The 20,775-nt window shown below is 70.2% G+C and carries 19 protein-coding genes and 2 tRNA genes; 9 read left to right on the forward strand and 12 right to left on the reverse strand.

The window, feature by feature from the left end; translation table 11 throughout:
• Nucleotides 1-12: 12 nt before the first annotated feature.
• Nucleotides 13-1,533: an ABC transporter permease gene (locus EV139_RS11365; RefSeq protein ID WP_130454432.1), complete on the reverse strand. Its 1,521-nt coding sequence runs from the start codon at nucleotides 1,531-1,533 to the stop codon at nucleotides 13-15.
• 150 nt (nucleotides 1,534-1,683) lie between these two features.
• Between EV139_RS11365 and EV139_RS11370 the strand changes: the two genes are divergently transcribed.
• The 3 genes from EV139_RS11370 to EV139_RS11380 all read left to right on the forward strand — a co-directional run bounded on the left by EV139_RS11370 (nucleotide 1,684) and on the right by EV139_RS11380 (nucleotide 4,481).
• Nucleotides 1,684-3,105, forward strand: coding sequence for a sensor histidine kinase (locus tag EV139_RS11370; RefSeq protein WP_130454433.1), 1,422 nt, complete (start codon nucleotides 1,684-1,686; stop codon nucleotides 3,103-3,105).
• Nucleotides 3,102-3,788 carry a response regulator transcription factor gene (locus EV139_RS11375; protein WP_130454434.1) on the forward strand — a complete coding sequence of 229 codons (687 nt, stop codon included), beginning with the start codon at nucleotides 3,102-3,104 and terminating at the stop codon, nucleotides 3,786-3,788. Before EV139_RS11370 ends, EV139_RS11375 begins: the two co-directional genes overlap by 4 nt.
• 132 nt (nucleotides 3,789-3,920) lie before the next feature.
• Complete coding sequence (locus tag EV139_RS11380) at nucleotides 3,921-4,481, forward strand: DUF308 domain-containing protein (protein WP_130454435.1); 561 nt, start codon at nucleotides 3,921-3,923, stop codon at nucleotides 4,479-4,481.
• Nucleotides 4,482-4,514: 33 nt separating this feature from the next.
• Here the strand turns inward: EV139_RS11380 and EV139_RS11385 are convergent.
• Nucleotides 4,515-4,588: transfer RNA gene (locus tag EV139_RS11385), tRNA-Ile, on the reverse strand.
• A gap of 128 nt (nucleotides 4,589-4,716) precedes the next feature.
• On the opposite strand from EV139_RS11385, the gene EV139_RS11390 reads away from it, so the two are divergent.
• Entirely contained in the window at nucleotides 4,717-5,511 is a 795-nt protein-coding gene (locus EV139_RS11390) for a tyrosine-protein phosphatase (protein WP_130454436.1), read from the forward strand.
• Between the two features lie 35 nt (nucleotides 5,512-5,546).
• On the opposite strand, the gene EV139_RS11395 is transcribed toward EV139_RS11390, so the two are convergent.
• From EV139_RS11395 to EV139_RS11410, 4 genes are all read right to left on the reverse strand, one after another.
• A complete protein-coding gene (locus EV139_RS11395) occupies nucleotides 5,547-6,371 on the reverse strand; it encodes a FadR/GntR family transcriptional regulator (protein WP_130454437.1) in 825 nt (274 codons plus the stop codon).
• A 114-nt stretch (nucleotides 6,372-6,485) separates the two neighbouring features.
• The gene (locus EV139_RS11400; protein ID WP_157993035.1) at nucleotides 6,486-7,484 is read right to left on the reverse strand and encodes an ABC transporter substrate-binding protein; all 999 of its coding nucleotides are present in this window, start codon (nucleotides 7,482-7,484) and stop codon (nucleotides 6,486-6,488) included.
• A 22-nt stretch (nucleotides 7,485-7,506) separates the two neighbouring features.
• On the reverse strand, nucleotides 7,507-8,289 hold the full coding sequence (locus EV139_RS11405; RefSeq protein WP_157993036.1) for an ABC transporter ATP-binding protein: 783 nt from the start codon (nucleotides 8,287-8,289) through the stop codon (nucleotides 7,507-7,509).
• A gap of 35 nt (nucleotides 8,290-8,324) precedes the next feature.
• A complete protein-coding gene (locus EV139_RS11410) occupies nucleotides 8,325-9,332 on the reverse strand; it encodes a FecCD family ABC transporter permease (RefSeq protein ID WP_198677543.1) in 1,008 nt (335 codons plus the stop codon).
• 145 nt (nucleotides 9,333-9,477) lie between these two features.
• Here EV139_RS11410 and EV139_RS11415 point away from each other — a divergent pair, with 145 nt between their 5' ends.
• The 3 genes from EV139_RS11415 (at nucleotide 9,478) to EV139_RS11425 (ending at nucleotide 11,969) form a co-directional block, all read left to right on the forward strand.
• Nucleotides 9,478-10,575: a ferrochelatase gene (locus EV139_RS11415; RefSeq protein ID WP_130454440.1), complete on the forward strand. Its 1,098-nt coding sequence runs from the start codon at nucleotides 9,478-9,480 to the stop codon at nucleotides 10,573-10,575.
• Nucleotides 10,576-10,610: 35 nt separating this feature from the next.
• Nucleotides 10,611-11,333, forward strand: coding sequence for a hydrogen peroxide-dependent heme synthase (hemQ, locus tag EV139_RS11420; RefSeq protein WP_130454441.1), 723 nt, complete (start codon nucleotides 10,611-10,613; stop codon nucleotides 11,331-11,333).
• A 147-nt stretch (nucleotides 11,334-11,480) separates the two neighbouring features.
• On the forward strand, nucleotides 11,481-11,969 hold the full coding sequence (locus EV139_RS11425; protein WP_130454442.1) for a Dps family protein: 489 nt from the start codon (nucleotides 11,481-11,483) through the stop codon (nucleotides 11,967-11,969).
• A gap of 124 nt (nucleotides 11,970-12,093) precedes the next feature.
• Here the strand turns inward: EV139_RS11425 and EV139_RS11430 are convergent, their stop codons facing one another.
• From EV139_RS11430 to aceE, 6 genes are all read right to left on the reverse strand, one after another.
• The gene (locus EV139_RS11430; protein WP_130454443.1) at nucleotides 12,094-13,332 is read right to left on the reverse strand and encodes a beta-ketoacyl-[acyl-carrier-protein] synthase family protein; all 1,239 of its coding nucleotides are present in this window, start codon (nucleotides 13,330-13,332) and stop codon (nucleotides 12,094-12,096) included.
• Nucleotides 13,333-13,463: 131 nt separating this feature from the next.
• Nucleotides 13,464-13,712 carry an acyl carrier protein gene (locus tag EV139_RS11435; protein ID WP_130454444.1) on the reverse strand — a complete coding sequence of 83 codons (249 nt, stop codon included), beginning with the start codon at nucleotides 13,710-13,712 and terminating at the stop codon, nucleotides 13,464-13,466.
• 84 nt (nucleotides 13,713-13,796) lie between these two features.
• The gene (locus EV139_RS11440) at nucleotides 13,797-14,801 is read right to left on the reverse strand and encodes a beta-ketoacyl-ACP synthase III (protein ID WP_130454445.1); all 1,005 of its coding nucleotides are present in this window, start codon (nucleotides 14,799-14,801) and stop codon (nucleotides 13,797-13,799) included.
• A 17-nt stretch (nucleotides 14,802-14,818) separates the two neighbouring features.
• Nucleotides 14,819-15,736 (reverse strand): ACP S-malonyltransferase, encoded by a 918-nt coding sequence (locus EV139_RS11445; RefSeq protein ID WP_130454446.1) that lies wholly within the window; start codon nucleotides 15,734-15,736, stop codon nucleotides 14,819-14,821.
• Nucleotides 15,737-15,848: 112 nt separating this feature from the next.
• Entirely contained in the window at nucleotides 15,849-17,048 is a 1,200-nt protein-coding gene (locus EV139_RS11450) for a PucR family transcriptional regulator (RefSeq protein WP_130454447.1), read from the reverse strand.
• Between the two features lie 30 nt (nucleotides 17,049-17,078).
• On the reverse strand, nucleotides 17,079-19,805 hold the full coding sequence (gene aceE / locus EV139_RS11455) for a pyruvate dehydrogenase (acetyl-transferring), homodimeric type (protein WP_130454448.1): 2,727 nt from the start codon (nucleotides 19,803-19,805) through the stop codon (nucleotides 17,079-17,081).
• A 295-nt stretch (nucleotides 19,806-20,100) separates the two neighbouring features.
• Between aceE and EV139_RS11460 the strand changes: the two genes are divergently transcribed.
• Nucleotides 20,101-20,562 carry a peroxiredoxin gene (locus tag EV139_RS11460; protein WP_130454449.1) on the forward strand — a complete coding sequence of 154 codons (462 nt, stop codon included), beginning with the start codon at nucleotides 20,101-20,103 and terminating at the stop codon, nucleotides 20,560-20,562.
• Nucleotides 20,563-20,612: 50 nt separating this feature from the next.
• Nucleotides 20,613-20,685: transfer RNA gene (locus EV139_RS11465), tRNA-Val, on the forward strand.
• The last annotated feature ends 90 nt before the right edge of the window (nucleotides 20,686-20,775 follow it).

The raw sequence follows: 20,775 nt of genomic DNA on the forward strand, positions 1-20,775 counted from the left end.
TTGTGTGCCGGGTCATGCGATGGTTCGAAGGGCTTCGACGGGGCTCAGGCGTACAGCGCGCCAGGCGCCGAACGCGCCCGCGAGCACGCCGCCGAGGATACTGAGCGCGAGTGCCGCGCCCACGATCCACGGGGTGATGGGGGCCTGGAGCACGATGTCTGCGACCTCGGCGACGGCCTGGCCCGGTCCGCCGAATCCGCCGCCGGGACCACCCTGGCCGGCCCCGTCGGGCATACCCGCGCCGCCGCCGGCCCCCGCGGCCGATCCCGCCGCGCTGGCACCGCCGGGGAGCGTCACGCCCACGAGGTTGACGATCCAGACGGCGGCGACCCCGAGCGCGATTCCGACGATCCCGCCGAGCACCGACTGCACGAGTGACTCACCAGCGATCTGACGCACGACGCGCCCGTTTGACCACCCGATCGCCTTCAGTGTGCCGAACTCCCGGGTGCGGCGCTGCACGCCCGCGTTCGTGAGGAGCACCGCGATGGCGAGCGCCACGGCGAGCACGATGAGCGAGAGCCACGTGCCCAGGCTTGAGATCAGCGACGAGGCGCTCGCGAGGGAGCCCGACACCTGCGCCGCGAGTTCGGCCTGCGAGCTCACGGTGGCGTCGGGGAGGGCCGTGGCGATCTGGTCTTGCACCGCATCGGCGTCGCTCGCCGAATCGGCGGCCACGTAGATGGTCGAGACGACCTCGCCGCTGCCGGCGAGCTGCTGCGCCGCGGCGAGCGCCAGGTACACGTTCGCGGCGGTGCTCGCCTCGTCGGTCGTGGAACTGACCAGACCGACCACCTCGGCGGAGCTGCCGCCCACGTCGAGGGTGTCGCCCACCGCGAGGTCTGCGGACGCCGCGTAGGTGGCGTCGAGCAGCGCCACTGTCGCGGCATCGCTGGAATTGTCGGCGTCGGTCAGGAGCCTGCCGTCGTCGAGCGCGACCCCCGTGAGCGGGCCCACGGCGGTCGCGGCCGGGTCGACCCCGAGCACGGTGAACGAGTCAATGTCGAACGCGCTGCCACCGCTGCCGCCCGGGCCCCCGGCGCCGGAGCCCGGAGCGCCGCCCGCCGCGCCGGGCTGGCCCGCGCCGTCGCCGGCAAGCGCTGCGGGATCCGGCATTTCGCCGGAGAAGCTCGTGTTCGTGAGGCTCAGGACGCCGGTTGCTGCCGACACCCCCGCAACGCCCTGCACCGTCGTGAGCGCCTCGGCCTCAAGGGTGCCGCGCATGCGGTCGGTCGCGAGCCGCGATTGTGAGATGCTCGTGGTGCCGTCGCTCGTGGCGCCCTCGTCCGCGCCGAACTCAAAGCGGGGCCCGCCGCCCCCGTCGGCCCCCGGCTCGCTCGGTGCGCCGGTCACGGTGAGGTCGGTGCCGACGCCCGCCACTCCCTCGAGCGCGGTCGCCTGAGCCTGCCGCACACCCGTTGCGAGCGATGAAACAACGATCACGAGGGCGATCGCGATCGCGAGACAGGCCGCGACCACGGCGGTCTGGCGCTTACGCCCGCTCAGCTCTCTGCGGAGCAGTGTCAAGTACATGGGGGTCCCTTTCGTCGGTGCTTCGAGTCTTTCGCCCCGCGAGTCCCCGCGCGTCACCCCGCCGCGGGCACCCCGTACCGCGGCTGCGGTATTCCCGGTCTACTGCGCGCGGGGGACGCCACCGGTCCGAAAACCCCGCAGAATGGGAGCATGCATCCATCGACGCCACCCAGAGCTGGCCGGGCGGGCCCAGAGCCCACCCACGCGGCGTTCAACTGGAACGGGTGGGGTGGCGACCTGATCGCCGCGCTGGTCGTCCTGGTGGGGGCCGGGCTGCTCTTCGGGTTCGCACCCGGATTCGGCGGCGGATTCGGCGGGGGCTTTGGTGGGCTCGGTGGCGAGAACGGACTCGGCGGCGGCACACCGCCGGGCACCGGGCCCGACCCCGGCGGCCCCGGCCGCGTGATCCCCATGGCGCACGGGGTCGGCGGAGCGGTGCTGCTGGTCGCCTCGGCTGCGCTGATGTTTTTGCGACGACGCTGGCCCACGGCCGTGTTCGCGGTGCTGTTCGCCGGCCTGTGCGTGGCGATCGCCCTCGGGCTCCCCACGCTTGGGCCGTCCATCGCGATCGCGATCGCGGCGCACACCCTCACCTCGGTGATTTCGCGCCGGGCCTCGTTCCTGCTCGTGGGCTGGGCCGTGGTGGTGTTGCTGGTGCTGAGCGCCTGGCTTGAGAGCTGGGCATCGCTCGATGTGCGCCTCGTCCAGGCCGCCGCGGCGATCGCGGTCGCCGCGGCGCTCGGGGACAGCGCGCGCTCCCGGCGGGCGTACCTCCGGGCGGTCACCGAGCGCGCCGAGCGCGCCGAGCAGACCCGGGAGGCCGAGGCGCTGCGGCGCGTCTCCGAGGAGCGGCTGCGCATCGCTCGCGACCTGCACGACACGGTGGCGCACCAGATCTCGGTGATCAGCCTCAACGCCGGGGTCGCCTCGAGCACACTCGACACCCGACCGGCGCGCGCGCAGGAAGCGCTCGGCACGATCCGGAGCGCTGCACGCGCCGCCCTCACCGACATCGGCGAGCTGCTGCGGTTCCTGCGCGCAGACGAGGGCGATCCCACGGTCGCGCCGCCGCAGCCGGGTCTGACCGAGATCGCGGGGCTGTGTGAGCGTATGCGGGAGGCCGGGCTGACGCTCGACGTGGCGGTCCACGGCGACCTGGAGCGTGTCGGTGGACAGGCCGGGCGCACCGCCTATCGCATCGTCCAGGAGGGCCTCACGAACATGCTCAAGCACGGCGCTGGCGCGTCCGGCAGGGTCGAGCTCACCGTCGAAGCACCGCAGCTCCGAATCCTGCTGGAGAACCCGGTCGCCCCGCGCCCCGCGGCCGGGGCTGGCGCTGCCGCTGCGGCTGCCGCAGGCGCAGGCGCTGACCCCGCCGCGGACGCCGTGGGGCGCGGTACGGGACTCGGCCTGATCGGGATTCGGGAGCGGGTTGCGGCGCTGCGGGGCCGCGTCACGGCGGGGCAGAGCGGCGATCGCTACCGGTTGCTCGCCGAGCTGCCGTTCACCGAGCCAGCGCCGGATCGCCCGGCGCCGCCGGACGCCGCAGCACTCTCCGTGGAGGACTCATGACCATTACCGTGCTCGTGGTCGACGACCAGGCGCTCATTCGCCAGGCCGTCGCCGATATTCTCTCCGGCGAGCCCGACATCGACGTGGTGGGCACCGCCGGTGACGGTGCGGATGCGGTGCGGCAGGCCGCCCAGCTGCGCCCAGACATCGTACTGATGGACGTTCGGATGCCCGGGGTCGACGGGATCGCTGCCACGGCCGAGATCTGCGCGGCCACCTGGGCGGCCCACACGCGCGTCCTCGTGCTCACCACCTTTGAGGAGGATGAATACGTGGTGCAGGCGCTGCGGGCGGGTGCGAGCGGCTTTCTCGGCAAGGGGGCGGAACCCGACGAGATCGCCCGCGCGGTGCGCGCCGTGCACGCGGGGGAGTCGCTCCTCTCTCCGGCGGCGACCCGCGGCCTCATCAGCCGCTACCTGCTGGGCGATCGAGACACCGCTCGCGCGCGGCAACTCGACCCGGGCGGGCTCCTCGCCGCGCTGACGGAGCGCGAGACCGAGGTGCTGCTGCGCGTCGCGATGGGGAGATCAAACCAGGAAATCGCCGACGAGCTCTTCATCTCGCCGCACACCGCGAAAACGCACGTGAACCGGATCATGACGAAGCTCCACGCCCACGACCGGGCGCAGCTGGTCATTGCCGCTTATGAGAGCGGCCTCATCGCGCCCGGCGCCCCGGCCTGAGCGCAGATATTCGCAATCGCGCCGGCGGTTCGTGGGATACTGGCGGCGGGGAGCCACGCGGCCGCCCTGAACGTCACAGAGCTGGGAAAGAGCGTGCACCGTTTCGCCGCACACCCGGGCAAGGGAGCGCACATGACCGAGCAACCGATACGCATCACGGCAGAGTCGCGCCGCTTCCCGTGGTGGGTGGTGCTGATCGTGGGCATAGTGGTCGTGATCGCCGGCGTCGGCCTGGTCGTGTGGCCGTTCATTGCCGCGAGCCAGCTCCTCGCCGTGATCTTCGGGATCGCGCTGATTGCGAACGGTCTGGCAATGCTCGTCCGCAGCGGCCCCGGGGTCGGCGCGAAGGTGCTCGGCGTGGTCTTCATCGTCGCTGGGCTGCTCGCGATGGTGTTTGCGGCGTTCACGGTGAAGGCGCTCGTGGTGCTCGTCGGGGCGGTCCTCCTCATCCTCGGCGTGTCCTGGATCGTCGCGGGCGCGCGCGTCGGGGCCGGGCGGGGCGGGGCGATTATGGTGCCCGGGGTGCTCGCGATCCTCGCCGGCGTGTTCGCGCTCATCTGGCCCGGCGTCGCGCTGAGTATCGTGGCGTTCTGCGCGGGCCTCGCGATGCTCGCGTTTGGCGCATCACTGATCTGGGGGTCCACCCGGCTGCGGCACACCCGTGTGGACCAGACCACCATTATCGTCGAATAGGTGACGCGGAGGTGGCCGCGCTGCGATCATGAGTAGGGCGGACGGGACTTGAACCCGTGACCGATGGATTATGAGTCCAGTGCTCTAACCAACTGAGCTACCGCCCCGTACAACCATTTCATCCTAGGGGATGCCGCACCCGCGGTGCGCCCCACGCACCGTCCGTCAGATTCGTTCGCCCGCCCGTGGGTACCACCCGCGTGCAAGACCCGTTCACCGACCCAGAGGAGTCTCGATGACTGTCCCCGATCGCCGCGTCCCACTGACCTCCGTCTTCAATATGCGCGACCTGGGCGGGCTGCCCGTCGCTGGCGGCACGGTGGTGCCGGGGCAGGTGTATCGCTCCGCCTCGCTCGCGGAGCTCAGCGACGCCGACGGCGCGGCGTTCGTCGACCGAGAGATCACGACCGTGTACGACCTGCGTACCGCCGGCGAGCGCGCCGGGGCCCCGGACCGCGTGCCGCCGGCCGTCGCCTCGATCCCGCTCGATGTGCTCGCGGATAGCCCCGTCGCGGCCGCCGCGAACATCAACGGGATGCTCGCGAACCCCGGGGTGCTCGCGGACGCGCTCGGCGGGGGCAAGGCCGAGACGATGCTGCAGTCCTCGTACCGCGACATCGTCGCCCTGCCGTCGGCGCTGGCCTCGTACCGCGCGTTCTTCCGCGGGATCGGCGACGACGCCCGGGCGGGCGCCGCGCTCTTCCACTGCACCACTGGCAAGGACCGCACCGGCTGGGGCGCCGCGGCGCTGCTGGCGCTGCTGGGGGCCAGCGACGAGGTGATCCGCGCGGACTACCTGCAGACGAACACTGATCTGCTGCCGTCCCTGCAGCCCGTCATGGATCAGGCTGCCGCAGCGGGCATCGATCCCGAACTGATTCGGCCGGTGCTGGGCGTTGAGGAGAGCTACCTCGACGCGGCGTACCAGGAGGTCGCCGACCGCTTCGGCACGATCGAGGACTACTTCAGCGCCGGGCTGGGACTCGAAGCCGCGGACATCGACGCGCTGCGGGCCCGCCTCATCGCCTAGCGGGTGCCGCGGCACGGCGCGGCGCGCGCATCGCGTTAGACGCGCTCGGCAGCCGCCGGGGCTTCGGGCGCGGCGACTGCCGCATCGTCCTCCGGCAGCTCCGCACCGGGGTCGCCCGGGTCGTAGCCGGCGCCGATGAGCGAGGCGGCGCGCTCGGTCTGGTTCGCGAAGTCGAGCATGTCAGTGCGCAGCCCGAGGTCGCGGTCCACGTGCAGGGCCATCGAGTGGGCGGCGCTGCGCACATCGCGCGCTGCAATCGCGTCGAGCACCGCGCCGTGATCGAGGTGCATCGTTTCAAGCGTGGTGCCCAGGATCACGCGCCCCTCGGTGGCCGCGCGCTGCAGCACCCCCATGACCCCGCGGTAGAGATCGAGGAGCAGCTTGCTGCCGCTCGCCTCGACCACGAGCAGGTGAAACGAGCCGGGGTTGGTGCTGTGGTCGCACGAGTCGACCTGTCCCGGAGCGGCGGTCTGCGCGCGGGCGACCGCGGCGCGCAGCTGCTCGAGCTGCTCCGCCGAGCGGTGCACGGCCGCGTGCTGTGCGGCCTCGATCTCGAGCGAGCGACGGTAGACGAGTACCTCTTCGAGATCGTGATCTGCGAGGAACTCGGAGAGCAGGGTGCTCACCGGAGTGCGGGCACGCACGAACGTGCCGACACCCGGAACGGTCTCGAGCATGCCAAACGCCGCGAGTGAGCGTACCGCCTCACGCACGGTCGACTTGCCCACGCCGATGAGCTCCATGAGCTCCGGTTCGCGCGGAATGAGCTCGCCGACGGGCCACTCGTTGCTGGAGATTTTATCTCGCAGGAAATCGAGTGTTGCCCGCGCTTTGTGGGAACCGCGTGTGGTGGTTGTCATCGACGAGACCCCTGGTGAGAAACCGGATACGTGGCTCAACTATAGCGAGCGACGGGCGCCGTGTGCTGGGCGCTCGCCGCTCGCTTGCTGAACGCGCGGTGTGATCCGGGCGCGTTACTCCGCCGCGGTCTCGGCCGCGAGCCACTCCGTGATCGTGTGGAGCCCGACAATGGTCACCGTGAGGCCGAGGGCCTGCACGTCCCTTCCCGCGACAAGCAGCGTGCGCTGGGCGCCGGGCAGCGCGGCAACCGCGGGGTTGTCGAGCAGATCCGTGAAGAGCCGCTCCCCGCTGCCGTTCATATCGATGAGCAGGATCGCGTCCGGGTCGGCCGCGACAATCTGCTCGGCCGAGATCGGTCCCGTGGTCGTGATGCCCAGCTCCTCGCTCACGCTCACGCCGCCCGCGAGATCGAGCACGCGCAGCGGGAATGCGGCGCCGGCCGTGATGAACGGCCTGCCGGCCTGGTTGCTGAGCACCAGGACGCGCGCGCCGCTCGGGTCCGCCGCGGGGGTGAGGCCGCTCGTGAGGGCCTCGGTGAGCGCAACGGCGGCCGCGTCGCCGCCCGTGGCCTGGCCGATGAGGTCGATGTTCGAGGTGACGTGCGCCACGTCGGTCCACGAATCCGGGAGCTGGAGCGTGGGGGTGCCGGCCTGATCGAGCACGCTGCCGATGGTGTCCTCGGCGCCGTGGCGCGGGCTCATCACGACGAGGTCGGGGGCGAGTGCGAGTACCGTCTCCGCGTCGAGTGCCATGGCTACCGGGATGGTGTGGGGTACCTCGCTGAGCTCCGCGATGTGCCCGCCGAGCGCCGGGTTCGTGACCGCCTCGGGGACCAGTACCAGCCGCTCGGCGAGACCGAGCTCGGCGATCACCTCCGCGCTCTCGTAGTCGAGGGCCGCGATCGTCTGTGGCGCAGCAGCGAGGTCCAGGCGTGACTCGGTGCCGCCGGGTGCGGCGGGCACGGTGATCGTCCGCGGGAAGTCAGCGGCCGCGGCGGAGGGCGCGCCGGGTTCGGCGGTGGGCGCCGGGGGAGCCGCCTGGCCACACGAGGCGAGCAGCAGGGTGGCCACCGCGGCGAGGAGGACCGGGGCGACGAGACGTCGAGATGACACGGGAGACCTTTCGAGGGGGGAGTTAGGGGGTGTCGGCGGGGACGAGGATGCGGCGCCCGCCGGGAGTGGTGTGCAGCTCGGTGTGCACGCCGTACACGTCGTGCACCAGGTCCGGCCGCAGCACGGTGCCCGGCGGTCCGGTGTGCGCGCCGCCGCGGCGATCGAGCAGGAGCGCGCTCGTGGTCACGTTGAGCGCGAGGGTGAGGTCGTGGAGGGCCGCCACGACAATCCTGCCGTCGGCCGCGAGCGCGTTGATGATGCGCTCCACCGCCCGCTGGTGCCCAAGGTCGAGCGCGGCGGTGGGCTCGTCGAGGAGCACAATTGCGGTGTCCTGGGCGAGCACGCGCGCGAGCTGCGCGAGCTGCTTCTGACCGCCCGAGAGCGTCCCGAACCGGCGTCCCGCAAGCTCTGCGATCCCGCACCGCTCCAGCGCACCGGTGATCGCGCGCGCCGGATCCGGTGCCGTGCCAGCCAGGGCGCCCACGCCCACGAGCTCCGAGACGAGCAGCTCGGGCGGCGCGGCGAGGTCTTGCGGAAGGAGCGCGATGCGGCGAGCCCGCGGCCGGTGGCCGAGGCCGCCGAGATCGACACCGCCGTGGGCGAACGAGCCGCGGTGGGCTACGCCCGTGCGCGCGAGCGCGCTGAGGAGCGACGACTTCCCCGCGCCGTTGGGGCCGAGCAGTCCGAGGACGCTGCCGGGAGCGAGATCGAGGGTGATCGGCTCGCTGAGGGGGGTGCCGCCCCGCACCGCCGCGAATCCCCGCAGCCGCGCGGGCACGGGCTGGCCGTGGTTCCCCTGGGGCACCGGGCCGCGCGTCCCGCGGAGGCGGGCGTCCCGCCTCACGCGGCCGCTCGCTTCCGCAGCAGGAGCGCCAGGAACACGGGTGCGCCAACCAGTGCCGCGACCACGCCGGTTTGCACTACGACCGGGCCGAACGCGGTGCGCGCCACGGTGTCGACCAGCACCATGAAGAGGGCGCCGACGAGCGCCGAGAGCGGCAGCAGCCGCGCGTGCGACGCGCCCACGAGCAGCCGCATCGCGTGCGGCACGACGAGGCCCACGAAGCTGATGATCCCGCTCACCGCCACCGCCGCACCGGTCACGAGGGAGGCAACGAGCAGCAGCGCGAATCGCTCCCGGTGCACGTGCACTCCGGAGGTGGTTGCGATCTGGTCGCCGAGGGCGAGCGCATCGAGCTGGCGGTGTCGCCCGAAGAGCCAGGAGACCCCGACCAGAATCGGGGCCAGGGCGAGCGCAACGTGGTGCCAGTCGCGCAGTTCGAGGTCGCCCGCGAGCCAGAACATTGCACTGCGCACGAGCGCGTCGTCAGTGGCGTTTGCGATGAGCACGTTGATCAGCGCGCCCGCGAGCGCGCTCAGCGAGACGCCGATCAAGATGACCGTGGCGGAGCCGAGGTCGCGGCGCGTCTGGAGCACGAACTGCAGCAGCAGCGTCACGACGGCCGCGCCGATGAACGCGGCGACTGGGATGCCCCAACGCGCGGATCCCGCGAAGCCCAGCGTGATGCTCGCGACCGCGCCGACGGCCGCGCCCGCGGACACCCCGGTGATTCCCGGCTCTGCGAGCGGGTTCCGCAGCACCGCCTGCATCACCGTGCCCACGCTCGCGAGTGCGGCCCCCACGAGCATCGCGACGATCACCCGGGGGAGTCTGATCGACCAGATGACCGCGGCGGTGCGCTGCGGCGCGTCGGCCGGCGACACCAGCGCCGCGACGGTCTCGGTGAGCGGGAGTCTCACGATCCCGAGCGCGAGCGAGACGAGGGCCGCGGCGAGGAGGAGGAGTCCCGCGATCGCCGCGGCGATCCATGGGCGTATTCGAGGCAACGAGGTTCCTTGGGTGGGTGCACGCGCGAACACTCGCGCCGGACGCGGCGACTGGGGGCACGGGAAGAAAACTTCTGCCACCAGTTTCGCCACATCAGATGTTATACATCAGATCTACAGGAAACCTGATGGTACGGTGCAAAGCATGACCGAAAAAGCTCTTCCGTACGACGCACTCCTGCTCTGCTCTTTCGGCGGCCCGAACGCCGCCGAAGACGTCATTCCGTTTCTGCGCAACGTGACCACGGGAAAGGGAATTCCCGAGGAGCGCCTCGCGGAGGTGGGCCAGCACTACCACCGCTTCGGCGGTCGGAGCCCCATCAACGAGCAGAACCTCGCGCTCGTCACCGCGCTGCAGGAGGAGCTCGCGAGGCGCGAGATCTCGCTGCCGGTGGTGTGGGGCAACCGCAACTGGCACCCGTACACCGTCGACACGCTGCGCGACGCGTCAGCGTTTGGTGCCGGCCGGATCCTCACGCTCGTCACCAGCGCGTACGCCTCGTACTCGGGGAGCCGCCAGTACCGCGAGCACCTCGCCGCCGCCGTGACCGAGCTCGGTGACCGCGCGCCCGAGATCGATATTCTGCGCCCGTTCTTCAACGACCCGGGCTTCGTTGCGGCGAACCTCGCGGCAATCGAGGAGGCCGGCGCAACGCTCGAGGGCGGCATCGCGGGCGCGCACATTGTGTACGTGACGCACTCGATCCCCGACACGATGCAGGACGCGTCGGCGGTCACCGGCCCGGGCTACCGGGAGCAGCACGAGGACGTGCGCGCCACACTCAACGCCGCGCTCGCTGAGCGCCACGGAGAGCAGTTCGCCTCCTCGCTGGCCTACTGCTCGCGCTCGGGCAACCCGGCGACCCCCTGGCTCGAACCAGACGTCAACGATCACATCGAAGCCCTCGCCGCGGCCGGGGTCACCAAGATCGTGATCTCGCCGATCGGGTTCATCTCCGACCACATGGAGGTGGCCTTCGACCTCGACGTCGAAGCGCTCGAGACCGCTGCGGAGCACGGCGTCGCGGCCGTGCGCGCCGGCACCGTGGGCACCAGGCCCGAGTTCGTCGGCGGGCTCGTTGACATGATCGTAGAGCGCGCCGCCCGCGAGCGCGGCGAGGCCACCGCGCCGGTCACGGCCGGAGAGCTGGGCGCGTTCCCCGACGTGGCGCCGCCCGGCAGCTGCCGCATGCGCCACGGCGAAGTCACCGGTCACCCGGTGCTCGCCGGCCCCCACGACTAACCCCACCCCCGGAATTGCAGCAGAAGGAGCGCACCATGAGCACCACCGCCCCAACGGTCGACCACAGTGGAGTCGCCGAGCGCATCAACGCAGAGACCAACTACACCATGTACGCCGCGTTCCGGGAGGTGCGCGGCTCGGGCAGGGTGGGAGTATCCCCGGCCTGGCGCAGTATTGCGCAGAGCCTGCTCGCGGAGCTCGACGCGATCCCGGGCCTCGTGACCCGCGGCTGGTACGACCTCGCCGGGTTCCGCGCAGACGCAGACCTGCTCGTGTGGTGGCACGCGCCCACCACGGAGGCGCTGCAGGCTGCCTACCGCACGCTCCTTGAGTGGACCGGAGGCCGGCTTGCTCCGGTGTGGTCGAACATCGGCGTGCACCGTGCCGCGGAGTTCAACCGTGGCCACGTGCCGGCGTTCCTCGCGGGGGACGCGCCCGGAGACTACGTGTGCGTGTACCCGTTTGTGCGCAGTCACGAGTGGTACCTGCTGCCCGACGCGGAGCGCCGGGAGATGCTGCGCGAGCACGGTGCAGCCGCGAAAGACTACGGTGACGTGCTCGCCAACACGGTCGCCTCGTTCGCACTCGGCGACTACGAGTGGCTGCTCGCCTTCGAGTCCGGCGACCTGCTGCGCATCGTCGACCTCATGCGCGAGCTGCGCGCCACCGAGGCGCGCCGGCACGTGCGCGAGGAAATTCCGTTCTTCACCGGCCCGCGTGTTGCGCCCGTGGAGTTCCTCGCCCGGCTGCTTGGATAGCGCCCATTTTCGCCGCTCACCTGGGGATCTCTCGAGCAGCTTGAGCGCCTCAGAGCCGGGTAAGTGCAGCCTCGCCTTGCTTGCGTCGCGGCGAAAACGGCGTACCGTTGAAGGTGTAAGTTCGTTCGAACGAGAGGGGAACCACATATGGCTACCACGCAGATCACCATCCCGGCAGCGCAGGGCGATCTCGCCCGCCCGAGCGGAGTTGCCCAGTACCTGACCCCGGTGGTCCACGATCTCATCGCGCTCGCGGTGAACGGGAAGCAGGCGCACTGGCACGTGCGCGGCGCAAACTTCATTGGCGTGCACGAGTTCCTCGACCAGGTCGTGGCGCACGCGCAGGACGCCTCCGACGAGGTTGCCGAGCGGATTGTTGCGCTGGGCCTCCCGGTGGACGGCCGCATCGCCACCGTCGCCGCGCGCACCACGACGCCCGAGCTGAGCGATGGCTTCCAGCAGTCGGTCGTCACCATTCGCGAGATGGTGGCGCAGCTCGATGCAACGCTCACCTCGGTGTACGCTGCGGTGTCCGGTCTCGAGACTGTCGATCCTGTGAGCCAGGACATCGTCATCGCTATTGCGCAGCAGCTCGACAAGGACCGCTGGTTCCTCGCCTCGCACATCGCCGAGTAGGCGTCTGGGGCGGTGGGCTGCTCCGGCGGCCGCACCGCCCGCAGCTGCACCACTCACCGGTGCAGCGCCGCAGCAACGACGAAGGCCCCCCTCATTCGAGGGGGGCCTTCGTCGTTGCGGGGACCTACTCGTAGGAGCGAATCGCCACGACGGCGTTGTGCCCGCCGAACCCGAACGAGTTCGAGATCGCGAGCTGCGGTGCCGCGCCGAGCTGGTGCGGCTCGGCCGAGATTGCCAGCGGGATCTCGGGATCCTGCTCGGTGACGTTGATCGTCGGCGGTGCCACGCGCTGCTGCACCGCGAGCACCGTGAAGAGCGCCTCAAGGGCCCCGGTGCCACCCAGCAGGTGGCCGGTCGCGCCCTTGGTCGCGGACACGGGGATCGAGTCGATCCGGTCACCGAAGACGTGGCGCAGGGCCGTGTACTCGGCGATATCACCCGTGGGCGTGGAGGTGGCGTGCGCGTTGATGTGCGTCACCTCGTCCGGCGTCGCGCCGGCCTGCGCGAGTGCCAGTTCAACGGCGCGGCGCGCGCCCTTGCCCTCGGGCTCGGGGGCGGTGATGTGGTAGGAGTCGGCCGTGACGCCGCCGCCCGCGATCTCCGCGTAGATCTTCGCGCCGCGTGCGAGCGCGTGCTCCTCGGTCTCGAGCACGAGCGCTGCAGCGCCCTCGCCCATCACGAAGCCGTCGCGGTCGATGCTGTAGGGGCGCGAGGCGGTCTCGGGGGAGTCGTTGCGCTTCGACAGCGCCTGCATCGACGAGAACGACGCGAGCGTGATCGGGTGAATTGCGGACTCCGAGCCGCCGGCGATCACCACGTCGGCGTAGCCCGCCTGCAGGTGCTCGTACGCGGCCGCGATTGCCTCGGTGCTCGACGCGCAGGCGGACGCAACGGTGCGGGCGTATGCGCGAGCCTCAAAGTGCATCGACACCGCTGCCGACGGCGCGTTGGGCATCAGCATGGGGACCGTCAGCGGCATGACGCGGCGCGGCCCCTTCTCGCGCAGGGTGTCCCAGGCGTTGAGCAGCGACCACAGGCCGCCGATGCCGGTGGCCCAGTCGACGCCGAGCCGCTCCGACTCGATCTCGGGGCTGCCCGCGTCAGCAAACGCCTCCATCGCCGCGATGAGCGCGAACTGGCTGGAGGGGTCGAGGCGCTTGGCGACGGGGCGCGCGAGCACCTCCTCGGGCCGTACCTTCGCCTCTGCGGCGAACTGTACGGGAAGTTCGTATTGCGCAACCCAGTCGTGCTCGAGGGTCCTCGTGCCGGAAGCTCCGGCGAGGAGCGCGTCCCAGCTCTCCGCGGCGGTCCCGCCAATCGGTGAGGTGGCGCCAATGCCGGTAACGACAATCTTCTTCGTCATGTGTTGATGCTCCGCATGGTGATCTGATATCTGGGCTGGGCAGTGGAAGAGCCGGACACGCGAAGCGAATGCGGTCTCCGTACCGGGCGGGGAGGCGAACCGTGGTTCGCCTCCCTGCGACCGGGAAAGGGTTAGGCCTGAGCCTTGACGATGAAGTCGACTGCGTCGCCCACGGTCTTGAGGTTCTTGACCTCTTCGTCCGGGATCTTCACGTCGAACTTTTCCTCGGCGTTGACGACGATCGTCATCATGGAGATCGAGTCGATGTCGAGGTCGTCGGTGAACGACTTGTCGAGCGCGACCACGTCGGCCGCGATCCCGGTCTCGTCGTTGATGAGCTCGGCAAGACCGGCGAGGACCTCTTCGTTGCTGTATGCCATGGTGTGTTTCTCCTTAGTTTGGTTCGGGCTGATGAAGTGTATCGGTCGACGCGCGCCGCGCTCGGGTGACGCGCGCGGTTCCGGCTAGGGGATCTCGACGACCTGGGCGCCGTAGACGAGGCCGGCGCCGAAGCCGATCGTCAGGGCGAGGCCGCCGGAAAGCTCGGGGTTCGTCTCAAGCAGTGCGTGCATCGCGAGCGGGATCGACGCGGCGGAGGTGTTGCCCTGCATCTCGATGTCGCGGGCGACCACCACGCTCTCGGGCAGCTTGAGCTGCTTCGCAAACTCGTCGACGATGCGCATGTTCGCCTGGTGCGGGATGAAGGCGGCAAGATCCTTCGCCTCGATGCCCGACTGCTCGAGCGTCTCGCGCGCCACCTTCGCCATCTCCCAGACAGCCCAGCGGAACACGGTCTGGCCGTCCTGACGCAGGGTGGGCCACGCCACCTCGGTGGGGTTGTTGCGGTACTCCTCGAACGTGGCGGTCATGCGGATCGCATCCCACTTTTCGCCGTCCGAGCCCCACACGGTCGGTCCGATGCCGGCGTGATCGCTCGCGCCAACGACCACGGCGCCCGCGCCGTCAGCGAGCAGGAACGAGATGCTGCGATCGGTCGGGTCGACGAGATCCGACAGCTTCTCTGCCCCGATCACCACCACGTTCGTGCAGACACCGGACCGCACGAGCGCGTCGGCCTGGGCCACGCCGTAGACGTACCCGGCGCACGCGGCGGAGATGTCGAACGCGGCGGCGGGGGTGAGTCCGAGGCGGTGCGCGGCGAGCGACGCCATCGAGGGGGTCACCGCGACGTTCGAGATCGTCGAGATGATCACCCCGTCGATCGCGCTTCGTTCGAGGCCGGAGCGCTCGATCGCCTGCTCGGCAGCCGCGACCGCGAGATCGACCGCGGAGACCTCAGCGCTCGCCCGACGCCGCTGGATGATGCCGGTGCGCTGGCGAATCCACTCGTCGGAGGAGTCGATCGGACCTACCAGATCGTCGTTGGGGACGTCGAGGTCGCCGCGGGCGGCGCCGATCGAGAGGATGCGTGAGTGCTCGGGGCCGGTGGGCTGCACGAGAGCGGGCATGGTCGAGATTCCTTCGTTCAGGCGGCGTCGGCGAGGAGCGCGACTGCAGCGTCGAGGTCGGCGGGGGACTTGATCGCGACCGTTGGCACGCCCTTGAGCGCGCGCTTCGCGATGCCGCTGAGAGCGCCCGCCGGGGTGAGTTCGATGAGGCCCGTGATGCCGGCGTCCTGGAAGCCCGCCATGCAGGCGTCCCAGCGCACAGGGTTCGCGACCTGGGAGACGAGCCGCTCGACGAACGCGGTGCCGCTCGTGACGCGCGAGCCGTCGGCGTTGGTCCAGAGCGTGTGGCTCGGGTCTGTCGCGGCGACCGTAGCAGCCGCGTCCCGCAGCGCGGGGATCGCATCGGCCATGTAGTCGGTGTGAAACGCGCCGGCAACCTGCAGCTGGATCACGCGCGCACCGCGCGGGGCGTCGGCCGCGAGGGCGGCGAGCGCGTCGCGCGAGCCCGCAGCGACGATCTGGCCACCGCCGTTGCGGTTCGCAGCGGTGAGGCCGTGCTCGGCGATCTTCGCGAGCACGTCTTCCTCGACCCCGCCCAGCACTGCCGACATCCCGGTCTCCGTGCGAGCGGCGGACTCCGCCATCGCGCGGCCGCGCACCCCGACGAGCTGCAGCGCGTCGCCCGGCGTGAGCACGCCCGCTGCGGCGGCGGCGGCGAACTCGCCGACCGAGTGTCCGGCGACACCGACGCCCGAGAGGTCGGCGCGCGCCGACAGCTCTCGCCACGCGAGCAGGCTCGCCGCCACGATGAGCGGCTGCGCAACCGCAGTGTCGCGGATCGTGTCCGCGTCGCTCACGGTGCCGTGCGCCAGCAGATCGACGCCCGAGCGCTCGGAGGCCTCGGCGAGGAAGTCGCGGGTGCCGGGGAGTTCGAGCCACTCGGCCAGGAAACCGGGGGTTTGGGAGCCCTGTCCAGGGCAGGCGATGACAATCACGTGTTCCAGTTTCTCAGATCAGCGCGCCGAGTCCTGCATATTCCCCACCATAAATCTGAAAGATCGTTGTAGAGGGTCGATATTTTCGGGACTGCGCGGCGTGCCGCGGCCGCTATTTGGTGCTCGGACCGGGGCGGCGACCGCTCTGCGCGATCGACCCGGCGATGAGCGCGGACTGCAGAATCAGTGCCTCCCGCGCGCCCGTCGCGTTCCAGCCGATCACGTCGGACACCTTCTTGAGGCGGTATCGCACCGTGTTTGGGTGCACGAACAGCTCGCGGGCGGTCGCCTCAAGCGAGCGTCCGTTGTCGAGGTAGCACCACAGCGTCTCCAGCAGCTCGCCGGAGTGCGCCGCGAGCGGCTCGTAGATGTGCTCGATCAGGGTGCGGCGTGCAAGCCCGTCTCCCGCGAGCGCGCGCTCGGGCAGCAGATCGTCGGCGAGCACGGGCCGCGGCGCCTTGCGCCACGACCGCGCAACCGCGATCCCGGCGAGCGCGGCACGCGCACTCCGAGACGCGTCCACCAGATTCTCCACCGTGGGGCCGAGTACGAGCGGACCGTCCGAGAACCCGTCGGCCAGGCGCTGCGCGATGTCGAGGAAGCTCAGGGGCTCCTCGGCGCTCGGCGTCGCCTCCGCACTCTGCGGCGGGTCCACGCGGCCGAGCACGAGCACAAGGCGGGTGCCCTGGAGGCCGATGAGCACATCGGCGCCCGCGTGCCGCGCCGAGCGGCGCAGCTGATCCACGTCGACGGTGCGTTCCGCGGTGCCCACCAGCACGGCGGCCTCGCCGTCGCCGTGCCAGCCGAGCGCCGCGATCCGGCTCCGCAGCTCGTCGTCGCTCTCGCCCGTGAGGATCGAGTCGACCACGAGCGCCTCGAGGCGCGCGTCCCAGAGGCCGCGCGCCTCGGCGGCGCGTGCGTACACGTCGGCGGCGGCGAACGCCACGTCGCGCGAGTAGTGCATGATCGCCTCGCGCAAAGCCTCGCTGCGCGGGGCCACTCGCTCTTCCACCACGGTGACCACCACGCGAATCAGCTGCAGCGTCTCCTGCAGGCTGATCGAGCGCAGCAGCTCACGCGGGGCCGCGCCGAACACGTCGGACGCGATCCACGGCGTGGAGCTCGGATCCTCGTACCACTGGATGAACGAGGCGATCCCGGTCTGGGCGACCAGCCCCACGGCCGAGCGACGGCTGGGGGGCATGCTCCCGTACCAGGGGAGCGTCTCGTCAAGCCGTGCAAGGGTCAGTGTGGAGAGCTCGCCCGTGATCGTGCGAAGCCACGCGAGCTCCTGCTCTTTTGTGTGATTCATGAGCGGACGGCCCCCCACTGGCCCATCGTCCTACGCCTCGCCGCCGGCGCCACCCGTAGTGCCGGCGTTGACATCGTTGAGGCGGTACTGCTCGGCTGCGCGCGCCGGCACGTCTGCACCGATCTTGCCCTGCAGGGCAAGCCGCTGCAGCACCTTCACGACGACCGATTCGCGGTCGATCCCGAAGTAGCGGCGCGCCGCGGCGCGGGTGTCCGAGAAGCCGAAGCCGTCGGCGCCCAGCACCGAGTAGTCGCCCGGCACGTACGGCCGGATCTGCTCGGGAACCTGCGTGGCCCAGTCGCTGACGGCCACCACGGGGCCCTCGGCGTCCGCGAGCTTCGTGGTGAGGTACGGCGTGCGCACGGCTGCGGCCGGGTCGCGGAGCGTATCGCGCTCCGCCGCTGCCCCGTCGCGCTGCAGCTCGTTCCAGCTCGTGACGCTCCACACATCCGCGGCGACGTCCCAGTCCTTGGCGAGCAGCTCAGCGGCCTCCCGCGCCCAGCCCACGGCGACGCCGGAGGCGAGGATCTGCGCGCGGTGCGTGCCCGCGGTAGCGGCCTGCACGCGGTGGATGCCGCGCACGATGCCATCAACGTCGGTATCCTCGGGCTCGGCCGGGTGCACCAGCGGCTCGTTGTACACCGTGAGGTAGTACATCACGTTCGGATCCGGGTGCGTTCCGCCGTACATGCGCTCGATACCGGAGCGCATGATGTGCCCGATCTCGTAGCCGTAGGCCGGATCGTACGCCACGACCGCCGGGTTCGTCGACGCGAGCGCGAGCGAGTGGCCGTCTGCGTGCTGCAGGCCCTCGCCGGTGAGCGTGGTGCGACCCGCGGTTGCGCCGATCAGGAACCCGCGAGCCATCTGATCGCCGGCCGCCCACAGGGCATCGCCCGTGCGCTGGAAGCCGAACATCGAGTAGAAGATGTAGATCGGGATGAGCGGCTCGCCGTGCGTCGAGTACGAGGTACCCACCGCCGTAAACGCCGCCGAAGCGCCGGCCTCGTTGATGCCCACGTGGATGAGCACGCCCTGCGGGCTCTCCTTGTAGGCGAGCAGCAGCTCGCGGTCGACCGACACGTAGTTCTGGCCGTGCGGGTTGTAGATCTTCGAGGTGGGGAAGAACGAGTCCATGCCGAAGGTGCGCGCCTCATCGGGGATGATCGGCACGAACCGCCCGGCCATGTTCTTGTCGCGCATCAGGTCCTTGAGCAGGCGCACGAAGACCATCGTGGTCGCGGCCTCCTGCGTGCCGGAGCCCTTCTTCGCAATCGCGTACGACTTCTCCTCGGGCACGGCGAGATCGACGTGCGTCGAGCGGCGCTCGGGGAGGTAGCCGCCCAGCTCGCTGCGGCGCTCGTGGATGTACTCGATCGCCTCGTCCTTGGGTCCCGGGTGGTAATACGGGGGACGGTACGGATCTGCCTCGAGCTGCGCGTCGCTGATCGGGATCCGCATCGTGTCACGGAACATCTTCAGATCGTCGAGCGTCATCTTCTTCATCTGGTGGGTCGCGTTGCGCCCCTCGAAGTGCGGGCCGAGGCCGTAGCCCTTAATGGTCTTCGCAATGATGACCGTGGGGCGGCCCTTGTGCTCCATCGCAGCCTTGTAGGCGGCGTACACCTTGCGGTAGTCGTGACCGCCGCGGCGCAGGCCCCAGACCTGCTCATCCGTGTAGTCCTCAACGAGGCGCAGCGTGCGCTCGTCGCGGCCGAAGAAGTGGTCGCGAACGAAGCCGCCGTTCTCAGCCTTGTAGGTCTGGAAATCGCCGTCGGGCGTGGTGTTCATCAGGTTGAGCAGTGCACCGTCGGAGTCGCGCTGCAGCAGGTCGTCCCACTCGCGCCCCCAGATCACCTTGATGACGTTCCAGCCGGCGCCGCGGAAGTAGCTCTCCAGCTCCTGGATGATCTTGCCGTTGCCGCGGACCGGGCCGTCGAGGCGCTGCAGGTTCGCGTTGATCACGAAGGTGAGGTTGTCGAGGCCCTCGTTCGCCGCTACCTGGAGCTGACCGCGGCTCTCGACCTCGTCCATCTCGCCGTCGCCGAGGAACGCCCACACGTGCTGATCCGAGGCGTCCTTGATGCCGCGGTTCGTGAGGTACTTGTTGAGCTGCGCCTGGTAGATCGCGTTGATCGGGCCCAGGCCCATCGACACGGTGGGGAACTGCCAGAAGTCGGGCGCGAGGCGCGGGTGCGGGTAGCTGGGCAGCCCGCCGCCCGCGTGCGACTTCTCCTGGCGGAATCCGTCGAGCTGATCGGCGCTCAGGCGGCCCTCAAGGAAGGCGCGCGCGTAGATGCCGGGGGAGGCGTGCCCCTGCACGAAGATCTGGTCGCCGCCGCCCGGGTGGTCCTGGCCGCGGAAGAAGTGGTTGAAGCCGATCTCGTAGAGCGAGGCGGCCGAAGCGTAGGTCGAGATGTGCCCGCCCACCCCAATGCCGGGTGCCTGCGCGCGATGCACGGTCATTGCCGCGTTCCAGCGAATCCAGGACCGGTACCGGCGCTCCAACTCCTCGTTCCCGGGGAAGTTCGGCTCGTCCGCGGACGCGATCGTGTTCACGTAGTCGGTCGTGGGGACCTGCGGAACGTTCAAATGAAGCTGCCGCGAGCGGTCCAGCAGGCTCGTCATGATCTCGCGACCGCGGCCAGCGCCGCGCTCCTCGACCACCGCGTCGAGTGACTCGCGCCACTCAGCAGTCTCCTGCGGATCCATGTCGTCGCTGTCGGGTGCGTACGGATCCTGCGTGTTCACAGCCAAGTTAGTGCTCCATTCACCAGTGGCGTGCTGCGCGATCAACGCGGCTTGGTGCGTCTGAGCGCAGCACGAGAGGCGCCCGCTGGTTCGCGGGTGTGCCACCACACTATCGAATCTCGGGGAATCTGAGCGGGTGAACCGCGCCGGGAATTCACCCGAACCCCCTTTCCGACCAGCGCCGGAGCCAAACTTGAGTGCGAATTTGCCCGAGTGCGGGGTGCATCGGCGGGGTCACGCTCGATAGTGTTGAGCGACAGATCTGTCCACCCGGTGCGCAGCACCGAGAAAGGAGCACGCAATGGTGCTCGAGGTAGGCGCGCAGGCGCCCGATTTCACCCTGTCGGATCAGAACGGTGAGGAGCTCACCCTCTCCGAGCTTGTGGAGGAGGGGCCCGTAGCGCTCGTCTTCTTCCCGCTCGCGTTCTCCGGCATCTGCACGGGCGAGCTCTGCGAGCTCCGCGACAACCTGTCGATCTTCGACGACAGCAAGGTGCGGCTCGTGGGAATCTCCGTCGACTCCGTGTGGGCCCTCAAGGCCTGGGCCGACGCTGAGGGCTACGAATTCTCCATCCTCTCCGACTTCTGGCCGCACGGTGCCGTCGCGCAGCAGTACGGCGTGTTCGTCGAAGAGGCCGGCATCGCGACCCGCGCGACGCTCGTGATCGGCGAGGATCGTCGTGTTCTCGCGGCGTTCGAGACCGCTCCGGGCGAGGCACGCGACTTCGCCTCCTACCGTGAGGCACTCGCGGCGATCGCCTGATTCGAAATCGCGGGGCGGTTTCCCCTACACTTGGGAAGTCCGCTTCGCACGGGCCTGTAGCTCAGCTGGTAGAGCGCCACGTTTACACCGTGGATGTCGTCGGTTCGATCCCGGCCGGGCCCACCCAAAGTGTCTTACGGGAACACGCGACATCGAAAGATGTTGAGTGTTCCCGTTTCGCTTCCTTGCCTTCGTCGCCGCTGTCGTGTGCTT

This window comes from Leucobacter luti (assembly GCF_004217175.1).
GTDB classification, from domain to species: Bacteria; Actinomycetota; Actinomycetes; order Actinomycetales; family Microbacteriaceae; genus Leucobacter; species Leucobacter luti.

Excerpts from the sequence above, each read along its gene's own strand:
- EV139_RS11365 (WP_130454432.1), bottom strand. The coding sequence starts at position 1,533 with ATGTACTTGACACTGCTCCGCAGAGAGCTGAGCGGGCGTAAGCGCCAG.
- EV139_RS11370 (WP_130454433.1), top strand. The coding sequence starts at position 1,684 with ATGCATCCATCGACGCCACCCAGAGCTGGCCGGGCGGGCCCAGAGCCC.
- EV139_RS11375 (WP_130454434.1), top strand. The coding sequence starts at position 3,102 with ATGACCATTACCGTGCTCGTGGTCGACGACCAGGCGCTCATTCGCCAG.
- EV139_RS11380 (WP_130454435.1), top strand. The coding sequence starts at position 3,921 with ATGACCGAGCAACCGATACGCATCACGGCAGAGTCGCGCCGCTTCCCG.
- EV139_RS11390 (WP_130454436.1), top strand. The coding sequence starts at position 4,717 with ATGACTGTCCCCGATCGCCGCGTCCCACTGACCTCCGTCTTCAATATG.
- EV139_RS11395 (WP_130454437.1), bottom strand. The coding sequence starts at position 6,371 with ATGACAACCACCACACGCGGTTCCCACAAAGCGCGGGCAACACTCGAT.
- EV139_RS11415 (WP_130454440.1), top strand. The coding sequence starts at position 9,478 with ATGACCGAAAAAGCTCTTCCGTACGACGCACTCCTGCTCTGCTCTTTC.
- hemQ (WP_130454441.1), top strand. The coding sequence starts at position 10,611 with ATGAGCACCACCGCCCCAACGGTCGACCACAGTGGAGTCGCCGAGCGC.
- EV139_RS11425 (WP_130454442.1), top strand. The coding sequence starts at position 11,481 with ATGGCTACCACGCAGATCACCATCCCGGCAGCGCAGGGCGATCTCGCC.
- EV139_RS11430 (WP_130454443.1), bottom strand. The coding sequence starts at position 13,332 with ATGACGAAGAAGATTGTCGTTACCGGCATTGGCGCCACCTCACCGATT.
- EV139_RS11435 (WP_130454444.1), bottom strand. The coding sequence starts at position 13,712 with ATGGCATACAGCAACGAAGAGGTCCTCGCCGGTCTTGCCGAGCTCATC.
- EV139_RS11440 (WP_130454445.1), bottom strand. The coding sequence starts at position 14,801 with ATGCCCGCTCTCGTGCAGCCCACCGGCCCCGAGCACTCACGCATCCTC.
- EV139_RS11450 (WP_130454447.1), bottom strand. The coding sequence starts at position 17,048 with ATGAATCACACAAAAGAGCAGGAGCTCGCGTGGCTTCGCACGATCACG.
- EV139_RS11460 (WP_130454449.1), top strand. The coding sequence starts at position 20,101 with ATGGTGCTCGAGGTAGGCGCGCAGGCGCCCGATTTCACCCTGTCGGAT.